This is a genomic window from Spiroplasma endosymbiont of Apeira syringaria (assembly GCF_964020205.1).
Lineage (GTDB): Bacteria > Bacillota_I > Bacilli_A > Mycoplasmatales > VBWQ01 > Spiroplasma_E > Spiroplasma_E ixodetis_A.
This window is the reverse complement of the sequence record NZ_OZ026543.1, coordinates 513,617-527,884: the sequence shown is the minus strand read 5'-3', so window position 1 is coordinate 527,884 and position 14,268 is coordinate 513,617. Positions and strand designations below refer to the sequence as shown.

General features: G+C 25.8%; 13 protein-coding genes, 1 other RNA gene and 2 pseudogenes. 4 read left to right on the top strand and 12 right to left on the bottom strand.

Features of this window, described 5'->3' with window-relative positions; genetic code table 4:
* Positions 1 to 129 precede the first annotated feature (129 nt).
* The 5 genes and pseudogenes from rny to AACL02_RS03255 form a co-directional block, all read right to left on the bottom strand.
* Positions 130 to 1,704 carry a ribonuclease Y gene (gene rny, locus AACL02_RS03275; protein ID WP_339042782.1) on the bottom strand — a complete coding sequence of 525 codons (1,575 nt, stop codon included), beginning with the start codon at positions 1,702 to 1,704 and terminating at the stop codon, positions 130 to 132.
* Positions 1,705 to 1,867: 163 nt separating this feature from the next.
* Positions 1,868 to 2,851 (bottom strand): recombinase RecA, encoded by a 984-nt coding sequence (recA, locus tag AACL02_RS03270; protein WP_339042780.1) that lies wholly within the window; start codon positions 2,849 to 2,851, stop codon positions 1,868 to 1,870.
* Between the two features lie 53 nt (positions 2,852 to 2,904).
* A pseudogene (locus AACL02_RS03265) lies at positions 2,905 to 3,366 on the bottom strand (CinA family protein).
* Positions 3,367 to 3,414: 48 nt separating this feature from the next.
* Positions 3,415 to 3,764: RNase P RNA component class B (rnpB, locus tag AACL02_RS03260), an RNA gene on the bottom strand.
* 29 nt (positions 3,765 to 3,793) lie between these two features.
* A complete protein-coding gene (locus tag AACL02_RS03255) occupies positions 3,794 to 4,111 on the bottom strand; it encodes a DivIVA domain-containing protein (RefSeq protein WP_281749393.1) in 318 nt (105 codons plus the stop codon).
* Positions 4,112 to 4,187: 76 nt separating this feature from the next.
* Here AACL02_RS03255 and AACL02_RS03250 point away from each other — a divergent pair, with 76 nt between their 5' ends.
* Positions 4,188 to 4,580, top strand: a complete 393-nt coding sequence (locus AACL02_RS03250; protein ID WP_339042779.1) for a Holliday junction resolvase RecU — start codon at positions 4,188 to 4,190, stop codon at positions 4,578 to 4,580.
* Positions 4,581 to 4,644: 64 nt separating this feature from the next.
* Here AACL02_RS03250 and AACL02_RS03245 read toward each other — a convergent pair whose 3' ends face one another.
* Together AACL02_RS03245 and AACL02_RS03240 are read right to left on the bottom strand one after the other, a co-directional pair.
* The gene (locus tag AACL02_RS03245; protein ID WP_339042778.1) at positions 4,645 to 4,959 is read right to left on the bottom strand and encodes an HU family DNA-binding protein; all 315 of its coding nucleotides are present in this window, start codon (positions 4,957 to 4,959) and stop codon (positions 4,645 to 4,647) included.
* Positions 4,960 to 5,141: 182 nt separating this feature from the next.
* Positions 5,142 to 5,288, bottom strand: coding sequence for a hypothetical protein (locus AACL02_RS03240; RefSeq protein WP_339042777.1), 147 nt, complete (start codon positions 5,286 to 5,288; stop codon positions 5,142 to 5,144).
* Between AACL02_RS03240 and AACL02_RS03235 the strand changes: the two genes are divergently transcribed.
* Positions 5,269 to 5,775 carry a hypothetical protein gene (locus AACL02_RS03235; protein WP_339042776.1) on the top strand — a complete coding sequence of 169 codons (507 nt, stop codon included), beginning with the start codon at positions 5,269 to 5,271 and terminating at the stop codon, positions 5,773 to 5,775. The two genes, AACL02_RS03240 and AACL02_RS03235, sit on opposite strands and share 20 nt — an antisense overlap.
* A gap of 291 nt (positions 5,776 to 6,066) precedes the next feature.
* A complete protein-coding gene (locus AACL02_RS03230; RefSeq protein ID WP_339042775.1) occupies positions 6,067 to 6,447 on the top strand; it encodes a RidA family protein in 381 nt (126 codons plus the stop codon).
* A 374-nt stretch (positions 6,448 to 6,821) separates the two neighbouring features.
* On the opposite strand, the gene AACL02_RS03225 is transcribed toward AACL02_RS03230, so the two are convergent.
* Positions 6,822 to 7,942 (bottom strand): IS3 family transposase gene (locus AACL02_RS03225; protein ID WP_339042774.1). Its coding sequence is split into 2 segments (ribosomal slippage): positions 6,822 to 7,699 and positions 7,699 to 7,942, totalling 1,122 coding nucleotides; the frame shifts between segments, so codons are not numbered across the junction.
* A 360-nt stretch (positions 7,943 to 8,302) separates the two neighbouring features.
* On the opposite strand from AACL02_RS03225, the pseudogene AACL02_RS03220 reads away from it, so the two are divergent.
* Positions 8,303 to 9,511: pseudogene (locus AACL02_RS03220) on the top strand (trans-sulfuration enzyme family protein).
* A gap of 10 nt (positions 9,512 to 9,521) precedes the next feature.
* Here the strand turns inward: AACL02_RS03220 and AACL02_RS03215 are convergent.
* The 4 genes from AACL02_RS03215 to tsaB form a co-directional block, all read right to left on the bottom strand.
* The gene (locus AACL02_RS03215; protein WP_281749621.1) at positions 9,522 to 10,469 is read right to left on the bottom strand and encodes a type I phosphomannose isomerase catalytic subunit; all 948 of its coding nucleotides are present in this window, start codon (positions 10,467 to 10,469) and stop codon (positions 9,522 to 9,524) included.
* A 33-nt stretch (positions 10,470 to 10,502) separates the two neighbouring features.
* Positions 10,503 to 12,608 carry a fructose-specific PTS transporter subunit EIIC gene (locus AACL02_RS03210; RefSeq protein WP_339042772.1) on the bottom strand — a complete coding sequence of 702 codons (2,106 nt, stop codon included), beginning with the start codon at positions 12,606 to 12,608 and terminating at the stop codon, positions 10,503 to 10,505.
* 82 nt (positions 12,609 to 12,690) lie between these two features.
* A complete protein-coding gene (locus AACL02_RS03205; RefSeq protein ID WP_339042770.1) occupies positions 12,691 to 13,533 on the bottom strand; it encodes a MurR/RpiR family transcriptional regulator in 843 nt (280 codons plus the stop codon).
* 50 nt (positions 13,534 to 13,583) lie between these two features.
* Positions 13,584 to 14,165: a tRNA (adenosine(37)-N6)-threonylcarbamoyltransferase complex dimerization subunit type 1 TsaB gene (tsaB, locus tag AACL02_RS03200; RefSeq protein WP_339042769.1), complete on the bottom strand. Its 582-nt coding sequence runs from the start codon at positions 14,163 to 14,165 to the stop codon at positions 13,584 to 13,586.
* Positions 14,166 to 14,268 lie beyond the last annotated feature (103 nt).

The window sequence follows — 14,268 nt, the reverse complement described above, 5'->3', positions numbered from 1 at the left end:
ATTTTTAAGACTATATTATTTTAACACTAAAATAATAATGAAAAAATAAATATTTGAATTAACAAATTATATATTTTATAAAGTTAAAAGAGAACCTAAGGGTTCTCTAAAAAACAATTAATTAATTTTTTAATTAATTAATTCTATTGCTCTTACTTCACGAATAACAGTAATATGAATATCGCCTGGTATTGTAATCATTTGTTCTAATTTTTGTTTTAAGTTTCTTGCTAATATATGAGCATCAAAATCATTAATAACTTTAGGATCAACAATAACTCTAATTTGTCTTCCGGCCTGAACAGCATATGCTTTTTCTACGCCTTTAACAGATTTACACAAATCTTCAATTTCTTTAATTCTAGTTATAAATTCTTCTAATGAATTATTTCTTGAACCAGGTCTAGCTGCTGATAATGTATCAGCAGCTGAAACTAAAGAAGAATAAACATTATCTTTTGCAACATCACCATGATGAGAATGAATAGCATTAATAATAATATCACTTTCACCATATTTTTTTGCTAAAATCACACCATTATAAACATGTGAACCTTCTAATTCATAATCAGCGGCTTTACCAATATCATGTAATAAACCAGAACGTTTTGCAATATTAACATCTAAACCCAATTCAGCTGCCATTGCTCCTGCAAGTTTGGCAACTTCAAAGGAATGCAATAAAATATTTTGACCATAACTTGTACGATATTTTAATCTTCCAATATAAGATACTAACTCTGGTTCAAAACCAGTTAATTTTAACTCATCAATAATTTTTTTACCATCAACTTTAAAACCTTCATTTAATTCCTGCTCATGAAATCTCAAGATTTCTTCAATTCTAATTGGATGAATTCTTCCATCTTTAACTAAATCTTCTAAAGCTCTAGTTGCAATTTCTCTTCTGATCGGATTAAATGAAGAAATTTGAATTGTTTCTGGCGTATCATCAATGATAATATCTACACCTGCTGTTAACTCAAAAGATTTAATATTTCTACCCTCTTTACCAATAATTCTGCCTTTCATTTCTTCATTAGGCAACTTAACGTATGATACTGACTTATCAACAATAAAATTACTTGCATAACGTTCTATTGCTTCACTAACAATATTATTGGCTAACTCTTTAGATTGAAGTTTAATATTATATTCATGATTTTTAATAATTTTATTAAATTCTAATGATAATTTTTCTTTTAATTTACTAAACAATTCATCTTTTGCTTCATTTCGACTCATACCAGAAATTTTTTCTAATTCCATAATAATTTGATCAATTTTTTGATGATATTCTAATTTAACATTTTTTACAATTTCACGTTGATGATAAAGATTTTGTGTTTGTGTTTCAATTATTTCTTCACGTTCACTTAATTTGCGTTCTCTTTTATTTAAAAGTTTCTCATATTCTAAATTTTGTTCTTTACGATATTCAATCTCTAAATACAAATCTTTTTTCATTTTACTTATTTCAATTTTTGCATCGGCTCTTGAGGATTGAATTAATTTTTGAGATTCTTTTTTTCTCTTTAAAATATTAATAAAACTTTGTTGTTCTTTAATTTTTAAATACATTTTTCTAATTAGAAATCCAGTAATTATCCCTACTATCATTGCTAGAAAAATTGATATACCTACTCACATTCCAAACTGTTGACTACTTATATTTGATAATATAGCTAACATATTTTTTTCCATTTATATTTCTCTCCTTGCTGTAAAACACCTACAAGAAAAAGAATCATTACACTCAAAAAATTAAATAAAATTAAAATTTTATATTTTTCTTCTTTAATATCTACACACAAATAAGTAGGATAATAATCCTACATTAATTTTAGCATGTTTTAAATATTAATATTTAAAACTTGATTCGTTCCTTAATTTGTTCTAAAAGAAAAGTATTTGCTTCTAAACTTTCTTTTGCTTTTATTTTTCCTTGTCCTAATTTTACATCTTCATAAGTGTATCAGCCACTAGATTTATTAATAACTTCTTTCTCAACAGCAATTGTAATGATTTCACTAATTTTTGAAAATCCTTCTTCAAAACAAAAATCAAGACTTGTTGTTTTAAATGGTGGTGCTACTTTATTTTTTACAACTTTTATTTTTATTTTATGACCAATTATTTGATTACTTTTGATTAATTGTTCACCTTTACGTAATTCTAGTCTAATTGTACTATAAAAAAGTAATGCTTTTCCTCCGGGTGTTATTTCAGGATTACCATATATAATACCAACTTTTTCTCGAATTTGATTAATAAATAAAACAATACAATTAGTTTTTGCGATATTTCCACTAATTTTTCGTAATGCCTTAGACATTAATCGCGCTTGAGCACCAATTGTTTGATCATTCATATCACCATCAAGTTCAATTTGTGGAACTAATGCAGCTACTGAATCAACAACAATCATATCTAAAGCCTCTGATTTAACAAGAATATCTAGTATTTCTAATGCTTGTTCTCCTGAATCTGGTTGTGTAATTAATAAACGACTAATATCAACACCTAATTTTTGACTATATTGACGATCTAATGCATGTTCAGCATCTATAAATGCTATTCTACCATTTTGTTTTTGAACTTCTGCTAAAGCCATTAATGCTAATGTAGTTTTACCTGCAGATTCTGGTCCATAAACTTCAATAATACGACCTTTTGGAAAACCTTTAACACCTAAAATATCATCTAATAATATACTTCCTGAACTAATAACTTCAATATCGCCAATACCACTATCACTTAGTAACATAATAGCACCTTTGCCAAATTCTTTTTCAATTTGCTTAATGGCCTTTTCTAATAATTGCTCTTTTTCTTTAATGTTTATTTCCATAAAATCACCCTACAAAATATTAATAACTCTGTAAGATAATTCCTTTTTAAATTTTAAAAACTTAATAAAATTTTTTTTAAAATAACTACTGCTTTTGCTACTATAGTTGATCTAATTTCGTTTCTATTACCTGAAATATTTAACACTTCACATCAAACATTATCATTGATAACAATACCTACATATACTAAACCAACCGGTTTATTTTCTATAGCATTAGGTCCTGCATTTCCAGTAAAACTAATAGCAATATTTGTTTTTAAAATTTTTTGTGTATTTAAAGCCATTTCTATAGCACATTGTTTACTTATTACACCATATTTTTCAATGGTTGTTTTTTTAATTTTAACAATATTGATTTTTGATTAATTAGTATACGTTATAAAACCACCACTAAAATATTTAGAAGCACCAGCAATACTAGTAATCTCTTGAGCAAAAAGTCCACCAGTAATACTTTCACAACAACTAATTCTAAAATTAAATTTATCTAATAAAACTAAAAGTTCAGTCATTTTCAAACCTTCAATCAAATAATTTACAATACAAAAAAAGAATAAAAAAATCATAAGCCACGTTCTGTTCTTGCTTCTTGCAAGTGCTAACCATTTATCTACTATTGTAAACAATAGTTCGGTTTATTATTCATTTCTAATAAACCAATGCCCCTACCTAAATTTGGGTTTCTCGCTTGTGGGGTTTATCTCGTTCCAGCTTTTAAGTTTCCTTAAAACTCGTCTCTATGACACTTTTATAGACTAGAACCTTATTTAATAAAAAACTTAGGTTTTTGTCAGCCGTCAGAATTACTGCTTAGAGTTATCGTTTTCTCTAACACAAACATTACTTTCATCACAGAAAGTGCGAGCGTGGACTTTCCTCTACATACTAATGCAGCGATTAGCTCATTTTTTATTCTTTTAGAAGAAAATTATAACATATTTATTCTTCATGTACAATACTTTCTAATTTGCTTAATCTCGTAATAATATCAACATTTTCTACACCTTTTTCTTCTAATTTTTGTTTTTCTTGTTTTAAAACTAAAATTTGTGTTTTTAAAATATCAATTTCTTTAAGTAACTTGTAATTATTATTTTCTAAAATTGCATTTTGCTTTTTTAGTTTATTTACAAATTCTTCTAGTATTTCATAATTAGTAGCTACTAAATCAAGAAATAAATCTACTTCTTTAGAATCATAGCCTTTATAATCAACAGTAAATTCTTTATCTATAATATCCTTTTTACAAATATTCATATTTATACCTCCTTTAATTAAAAGGAAAACTATTCCAAAGTTAGTAATATTCTATATGTAAGGGGGAATTAAAATAATGTTTTATGCTAACCGCGGAATGTTTCTTGAAACTATAATTAATTATACTATTGAAATTATAAATAATGAAAAACAAGCACTAATTTTTAAACAAAATCCACCAAGTTTATATCAAAACAATAAAATTTTTAAAGAAAAAAGTAATGTTGATTATCATGGAGTTTATCATGGTAAATATTTGTGTTTTGAAGCAAAAAGTACTAAGTCTTTAACATTACCATGAAATAATTTTAAAAAATATCAACTTGAATACTTAGAAAATGCTTTTTATCTTAATGCTATTAGTTTTGTTATTATTTATTTTTCACAACATAATGCCTTTTTCTTAGTTTTTTGAGAAAAATTAAAATTTTTAAAAGTTCAAAAAAAGCACTGACATATAAAAAAATAGAACAAAATGGATATAAATTAGAAATTATATATCCATTTTATCTTGATTTTTTAAAATTTTTAATTTAAGAAAATAAAGTTTCTGTTTGTTGATTAGTATGTTTTTTAAATTCAGAACTAGCTTTAAATTTAGGTGCTTTAGAAGCACTAATTACAATAGATTCACCAGTTTGGGGATTACGACCTGTTCTTGCTTCACGAATAATAGTTTCAAATATTCCAAATTTTGGTATATTAATTTTACCACCATTTGCAACTTCAACTTTTATCTCTTCAAAAAATAAATCAATAATATTAGTCGCTAAGGCAATTGTGACGTCAGACTTTTGCGCCACTATCTTAATAATTTCTGTCTTTGTTTTAGAATTACTTTTTGCCATAAAAGATTTCCTCCTAATGTTTTAAGAATTATAATTATAATGTCTATTATAGATATTATTATAACTACGTTATCTTCAAACCAATTTAAAAATGTTACTGGTCTGTAATCAAATTATATAGTAACATTTTATAAAGTGAACCATAAAATGTATTTTTTTTCTAAAAAAATGATAAAATTACTTTAATAATATTTTTTTACACTTATAAAGGTTAAAAAATAAAAATAAAATTTAATTTTCAATACTGATAATAAAATATTAAATAAATATTTTACGGACTTCTCCCCACATGTACTTGTGGAGGGAATAATGAAACTGAATGAATTCAACAATGCTTTTCAAACTGAACAGCAATGTCTTGCATATATAGCAAATTTGAAAGAAAACAAATGTATTAGGTGTTTTAGTTTTAATTTGAATACTTCTGATTTAAAAAGAATGAGATGTTTAAAATGTAATCAAACATTTAGCATTCTTACAGGCACCATATTTTCAAGGTCACAAACATCTTTAACATCTTGGTTTTATCTTATCTTTAGATGAATAAACACCAAACATGGAATTCCATCAACAGATATTGCAAAAGAATTGGGAGTGACTTTGAAAACTGCTTGAAGAATGACTCATAAAATCAGAACACGTATTGCACAAAAACCTCAATTTATTGTTGAAGGTACAGTGCAAATTGATGAAATGTATCTTTCACATATGGGTTTTAAAAAACAAGGAAGATCCTTGGTGAATAAAACCTTGATTGTTGGCATTTATCAAAAAACAACCAATAATTTAAGGCTTTTCTCAGCATTTATGTGATAAAATTAAAATAGTACATAAAGGGAGAAAAGCCATATTTTATTAAAATTAAAATGAAAAAAATTATTAAAGTGAAAAATAATTAATTAAAAAAAAGAAAAGAAAATCATGTAAAATATATTTATAGTTGTTCAAGTTTTAATAATTAATGATGCTAATTTTAATAATTAATGATGCTAATTTTATATTACTATTAATTATTTAATATCACCTAAATAACTTAAAAATAACGCTACATTTTACTAATATATTCAATGATGCAAAACATAATAATTTTAGAAAGAGTGATAAACTATGAAAAATATTATTCATACTCCTAATGCTCCTGCTGCCATTGGGCCATATAGTCAAGCAATAATTGCAGGTGACTTTTTATATATTTCTGGGCAATTACCAATTAATAGTAAAACAGGTGAATTTATTGGCACTGACATTTCTTCACAAACTAAAGAAAGTTTATTAAATATTAAAGCAATTTGTGAAGCTGCTAATATTACTTTAAATAATATTGTAAAAGTTAATATTTTCTTAAAAGACTTAAATCACTTTGTTGAAATTAATAAAGTTTATGGAGAAATATTTGGTGCACACGCTCCAGCAAGAGCAGCAGTTCAAGTTGCTAGAATTCCCAAAGATGCATTAATTGAAATTGAAGCAATTGCTTATTTAAAATAATTTTTCTAATTTTATTTTTTTATTGCATATATAAATTTTTAACTATAAAATTAAATATATATAAATTTTTAACTATAAAATTAAATCAAGATTTATTTAGAAAAAGAAACTTTAAAATTTAAAAAGTTTTATTCATATAATAATGATATTAGTAAAATGAACTAATATCATTTTTAATGATACATTACTACACTTTCCAATTTAATATTCTTACTACAATTTCACACTTTTCTCAAAATTCTAAATATTTTATACTTAAAACAATAATAAAATACATTCTAAATAAATCTTAATCTATATAAAATATCAATAATAAACTAAAATTATATTAATTAATAAAAACTATAATAATGGAATGGCAACCCTTTTTAGGACTATTTTTTGGTAGACATTTGTTTTTGATAATTAACTGGAGTTAAGTAGTTTAAAGTGCCGTGAATTCTTATGTTGTTATATCAATTGATGTAATCAAATAATTCTAATTTTAATTGGATTAATGATGTAAAATTTTTATCATTAATAAATTCGGTTTTGAAAGTTTTAAAGGTTGCTTCAGCAACAGCGTTATCATAAGGACAACCTTTTTTGCTTAAAGAGCGATTAATATTGAATGCTAGTAAAAGTTTATCAATAATTTTATTATTAAATTCATTACCGCGATCACTATGAAATATTTGAATATCTTTTAAACAGCGATTTGAGTGCATAAATGATTGATATACTAATGATGCATCTTTTTTAGTACCTACACTATGTCCAATTATTTCGCGGTTAAATAGGTCAATTAATAAACAAATATAGTTTCACTTACCATTTACTTGAACATAAGTTAAATCACTAACAATAACTTCATTTTTAACTCTATTATTAAAGTTTCTATTAACAAGATTGGTTATTTGACTATCATTGACTTTATTATGATAATTTTTGAATGATAATTTAGTGTATTTTGATATTAAATTATGTTTATTCATAATTTCTTTAATTTTTCGTCTTGATAAATAAATTTCTTGGTTTTCTAGAATGACTTTTAATCTTCTAGTACCATAAACTTCTTTATTTTTTTTAAAAGCACTAATAACAGCTTGTTCATAAATATTATTTTTGATTTTATTTTCTTTTTTCTTTAAATTAAAATAATATGTTGATTTAGAGATTTTTAAAAAATGACACATTGTCCGAATTTTATATTTAGATTTATTATTTGCAATAATCTCTACTTTCTGCCTATTATTAGTGCTGCTTGCTTTAAAATATCATTTTCCATTCTTAATTGTATTAATTCTTTTCTTAATTTAATTAATTCATTTTCTTCAACAGAACGATTATCTTTAGTTTTAAAACTACCTGAATTAGTAAATTGCTTAATTCAATTGTAAGTAGCTGCTCTTGTAACATTATATTCTTTAACAAGGCAAGATACTGATTTGCCACTTTGATATAAAGCTACTATTTGTTTTTTAAATTCATCGGTATATGAGTTAATATTGGCCATAATTATAGTTCCTTTCTTTGTTCACTTGTCTATGTAATTAGTGTCCAATAAAGTTTAACCCATCCATAAGTATTGAATTTAAACTATTAATTTAAAGATTACTAGTAAAAAGGTAACCTTTTTTATTAAAAAAAACATTTACTATAAAATAACAAAAAGATATTATAGTATTTTCATATAAAAATTGAATATTAGATTATAACTACTTTTTTAAAACAAGATTGTTAACATTAATCTAAGATATTTATATACTTTAATAAAACTTGCTACCTTTATTTTATATAAAAGGTAGTTTTAAAATAGAAATTAAATGGAAATAACATAAAAATAAAATAAATTTATATCTATAAGGAGATAATTATGACAAAAATTAAAAAAAATAAAAATAATTACCACATTGCAACTAAATTAGTTCATTGTGGTAATTATAATGATAAATTTGGAGCCGCTCTACCTCCTATTTATCTATCAACAACTTTTGCTTTTGATAGTGCCGAACAAGGTGGTAGGATATTTAATTTACAAGAAGAAGGATATGTTTATACAAGAATTGGTAATCCAACAACAACTGTTTTATAAAAACGAATGGCACATTTAGAAGGATCAGAAAAAGCAATTGCTTTCTCATCGGGTATGGGGGCCATTGCATCTACTTTTTGAACATTATTGAATGCTACTGACAATTTATTATCATCAAAAACAATTTATGGTGGTACTCATTCACTTATTGAAAAAGGAATATCACGCTTTCAAATTGAAGTTGATTTTGCTGATTTTACTAAACTTGATGAAATTAAAAAAAAATTAAAACCAAATACTAAAGTTGTTTTTTTCGAAACACCAGCTAATCCTACTTTAGAAATTTTAGATATTAAAGCAATTAGTGATATTGTCCATCAATATAATCCACAAATTCAAGTAATTGTTGATAATACTTTTTCAACACCAATCATTACTAAACCTTTAATTTTTGGTGCTGATATTGTTATCCATTCAGCAACAAAGTATATTAATGGTCATTCTGATGTTATGGCCGGAATTGTTTGTGGTAAAAGTACTTTAATAAATAAAATTCGTTTTGAAGGATTAAAAGATTTAACAGGAGCTGTATTATCACCTCATGATGCCTTTCTTGTTTTAAGAGGACTATCAACTTTAGAATTACGATTATGAAGAGCTTGCAAAAATGCAAGAATAATTGCAGCAAGATTAAAAGAACATCCTAAGATTAAAAAAGTATTTTATCCTGGACTAACTAATTCAGCAACAGAACAAGTACTTTATGAACAACAAATGAAATTACCGGGAGCAATGATTAGTTTCGAATTAAAATGTGGATATGATGGAGGAATCAAACTATTAAATAATTTAAAATTAATAATTTTGGCAGTTTCTTTAGGTGGAGTTGAGTCATTGATTGAACATCCAGCTTCAATGACACATTCTACTTATAATGCACAAGAATTAGCAGATGCAAATATTTCAGAAGGTCTTGTTCGTCTTTCAATAGGTATTGAATATGTTGAAGATTTATGAAATGATTTGGAACAAGCATTAAAAAAACTATAATAATTATTTATTAGCAATATGCAACCATCAATAACATGTTTCCACTTAAACAAAAATCAGTATAACCATTTGGTAAAATAAATGAGTCACCTTTTTTAATACTAGTATCATCAATTATACCATTACCATCCAATACTGAGATTTGCAATCATCTAGTATTACGATAACTATAATGCTTAATTCCCTCATTAATTAATTTAATTAACTTAAAAAACTTATTATCAACTAAATAATTATCATGACCATTAGCTTCACTACTATTTAAATCAGGAGCTAAAACAATAGTTGATGCTTCTTTCAAATGCAAATTTCGTAAATTACCAAGTTCATCTTTACGACCATAATCATATAAACGATATGTAATATCTGATGATTGTTGTAGTTCAAAAACCATAGTATGTGCCAATAAGCCATGAATTTTTAGAGAAGGAACATAAATAAATTGATCTTTTTTAATTGGAATATATTTTAATAGTTTATGTCATTGTTCTTTTACCAATCATTGATTAAACTGATCTTTGGTTTTAGCATTATGACCCAAGATAACTTTACCTTTGGGTAAACATTCTAATATATACCAACATTCAGTTTTTCCTAAACATTGATGATTTTTTTCTGCGAATTTATCATCAGGGTGAATTTGAACGCTTAAACTATCATTTGCGTCTAAAATTTTTGTTAACAACGGATATTCTTTATTAATCACATTACCTGAACTATCAAGATTAGCAAATAAACTGGGTTGCTGTTTAAACAATTCTGCTAAACTTAATCCCTTATACTCGCCATTTAAAACATAACTCATTCCATTGGGATGAGCACTAACTAATCATGCTTCACCAATTGGTGTATTTTTAGGTAAATCAAAATTAAATTTGTGTGCTAATTTTTGACTACCTCATAATTTGCGAATAAAAGCAGGTTTTAAAAAAATTATTTGTGATGTGCTATTATTCATATTCATTCTCCTAAACTTTGATTATTTGTTCAATTAAACTTTATTTTTACTATTTTTATATTTAGATTTTTTACTATTAAATATTTTCATGATTCTTTCATTCATTAATTTAAAAACCTTAATATTACGTGATTGAATAATTAATAATCCACCATATACTAAACAAGTAACAATACTTCCAACAATAATGGCTAAAAAGAATAAAAGAATACTTACCCAAAGCACATAATTAACTGAACTAACTGCACCTAAGATAGCAACAATAGGACCACCATGACCCGCAGCATCAGTTAATAAGAAAGTACCAGCAATACTACCAGCAACAGCACTACCAATAATATTACTAATAATAGCACGTTTTGGATCTCTTACTGCAAAAGGAATCGCACCTTCAGAAATACCAATACACCCCATTAACATAGCTGTTAAACCTAATGTACGTTCACTTTCATTAAATAATTTACGAAAAATCAAAGTTGTTAAACCCATTCCAAGTGGTGCAACAGGAATAGCTGCAGCTACTGCTCCCATAAATAATTGTGAACTAGGATCAGCAGTTATCGTTGTTGAAGCTGCTAAAAAAGCAACTTTGTTAATTGGACCACCCATATCAAATCCAACCATTGCTCCTAGCAACATTCCAATTGCTGCCATTGCTTCACGTGGCATGTGGGTTAACCCATTTTGAAATTGTTCCATTATTCAACCAATTGGAGCTCCAATTGCATAAATAAAAGTGAAACTAATTAAAAATGTTACTACAATAGGAATAAAGAAAATTGGCATAATTGGAGCAATAGTCTTTGGTACTTTTCAAGTAATAATTCATCTTACTAAATATCCAACACTTGGACCAATTAATAATGCTCCTAAAAATCCAGCAGAAACCTTTGGCTCTAAACCAGCAATTGGATAAACTAATCCTGCTGTATTAGCAACATATGCACTTACCATTGCCGGAACCAAGGCAGCACGTCCTGCAATTGAATTAGCGATAAAACCAGCTAAAATTGGAATCATTAATGTAAAAGCAATACTTCCGGCTTGATTCATAAAATAAAGAAAATGATTGTGTGGTAACTTGGAAATATCAAAGTCAGCACCATAAACTGCTTTAGCAATACCAATTGATAATGCTAACATAATTCCACCAAAAACAACAAATGGAACCATATAGCCAACACCAGCCATAATATGTTTCATAATTCCTTGTTTATCAGTAGTAAATAAATAATTTGATTTATTTTCTTTTTCCGCTTTTTGTCCCGATTCTGACTTGTTTATTTCATAAGGTTTTGCGTTAGCAAAAGCATCATTAACAATACTTTCAGGATTTTTAATAGCTTGGCTAATTTCTACTTTATATAATGGTTTATTATTAAAACGTTCTAATTTTAAATCTGCAACACCGGCTGATACTGCAATAATAACTAAATCAGCATTGGCAATATCAGTTGCTGTAAAAGCACCTTTAATACCAATACTACCATGAGTTTCAACTTTAATATTATAGCCTAAATTTTTTGCAGCAATTTCTAATTTATCTTGTGCAATATAAGTATGTGCTACCCCAACTGGACAAGCAGTAATTGCTATAATATTTTTAGTTTTTTTTGAAGAACCTTTCATATCTTCACTAATAGTTTTACTACTAGTTTCAACATTAGGTTTATTATTAATATTTAGTGATTGAATAATTGCTTTTTTATCTTTTGAATTAAATAATATTGATTGAAATTCCGGTTTTGTTAATCTTTGTGCCACTTTTGATAAAATTTCCAAGTGTTCATTACCAGCACTTTTTAGTGGCACAATTAAAGCAATTATTGCTTTAACGGGTTGTTCATCTAGTGCTTTCCAAGGAATTGGCTGTTTAAAACGCATAATAAAAATTCCTGATTTAACAATATCTTCATTACGGGCATGCGGCACAGCAACACCATCACCAAAACCAGTAGTTCCTTCTCCTTCTCTTTGTAGAAAACTATTAACTAGTGATTTTTCACTAATATTTTTTTTCAAAAAACCTAATTTTTTAGCAGAAGTTGCTATTTCTTGAAAAGCTTCTGCTTGTGTTTTACAATCAGATTCAAGAAAAACATGTTCTACTGTCAAAATATCATCTTGTTTAGACACCATACTTCATCTCCTTACTTAATAAATATTAATGACATAATATTAAATTATTATTTTTAAAAAAACAGTTTTTTTATTTAAAAAATTAATTAAATTTTTTAATTACTTTATTAGTTTTAATTCTATTTTCTAAATATCAATCTTTATGCTTTGATTTTAATAAATATGTTGTTACTAAATCATTAAAATAAGTAATAGCAAATAATGGAGAAATAAATATTTCTTGTGCTTCATAAAGTCCTGAAGAAACAATATTAAATGTTCAATCAGCATAAGTCACTAATTCAGTTTTATCTTGTGATGTAACAACTGCAATTTTAGCATTATTCTTTTTAGCAAGTTTAGCTGCTTCAACAATAGTAGCGGTTTTACCTGATAATGAAAAAATAATTATTACATCTTCTGGAATAATTAAAGAAGCATGCATTAAAATACTATCATCATCTTTATTTAAACAGATTGATCGTAAACCAAACCGATATAATTTATTTGATAAATCCTCCGCACCTAAACCAGAATGACCAATGCCTGCTAAATAAATACAAGCTTTACGATTATCATCTATTCAATTAATAAATCTTTGTAATTCCTCATAATTAATCGTTGAATCATTTAAATCCATCAGTTTTTTATAATGTTCTTTTAAAACACTACAATCACCAAAAAACTCACGATTTAAAGCTTTGAAAGTAGTTTCTTGCGCAGCTAAACTAATGATAAATTCACGATAACCTTTAAATCCCAACTTCTTAATTAAATTATAAACAACACTATAACCAACAGTATTTTCTTTAGCCAAAGAACTAATAGTAACTTGATCCATTTTTTGACTATTCTTATTAATATAGTTAATAAGAACTTTTTCTTTTTTTGTGAAATTATTTTCTTCCTTTGATACTCTAGATCAAAAATTATCATTGATAAGCATGTAAAAACTCCTTTTTAAACTAATGTAAAATATTTAAATATTATTATTTTTTAATTATGTGATGAAAATGGATCATTAATATAATATGGTTGCAAATCTTCCATGTTTTTTACTTCGATAAAATATGGTGACAACTTTTGAAAATTTTCCACAATATTACACTTTTCTAAATTTTCAATTATTTTATAATCTAGTAAATCACTAATAATACCAATTTTAGCATTTTCATCTACTAATTGCGGCTGAATAATTATTTTTTCATTATCACATACTGCCAAATAACTTTTATTATTGTATGCTGACAAAACACTTATTGATTTTATTAATCCTGCCTGTAATAATAAACTATTAATAGTAAAAACCGTTAAAAAACTATTCAAAACTTTAAGTGTTTTGACAAAAGTAATTGCTACTCTAATTCCATTATAACTGCCAGGACCATTTGCAATAACTACTTTTGAAATATCTTTTAATTTTATTTTACATTTTACAAGTAAATTAGTAATAGTTGGAATTGCCAATTCTGTTTGTTTTTGTCAAGCAATAAATGATGAACTTGCTAAAATTTTATTACCTTGCAAAATCACCACTGTTAATTTGTTATTTGTTGTATCTAAATATAATTGATACATAACATCACCTTATTATTTCATTTAGTTGCTATTAATAATTTTCTAATATCTTACATACTTATTATAATATCATGTATAATGTAATTAAAATAGAAAAAATATA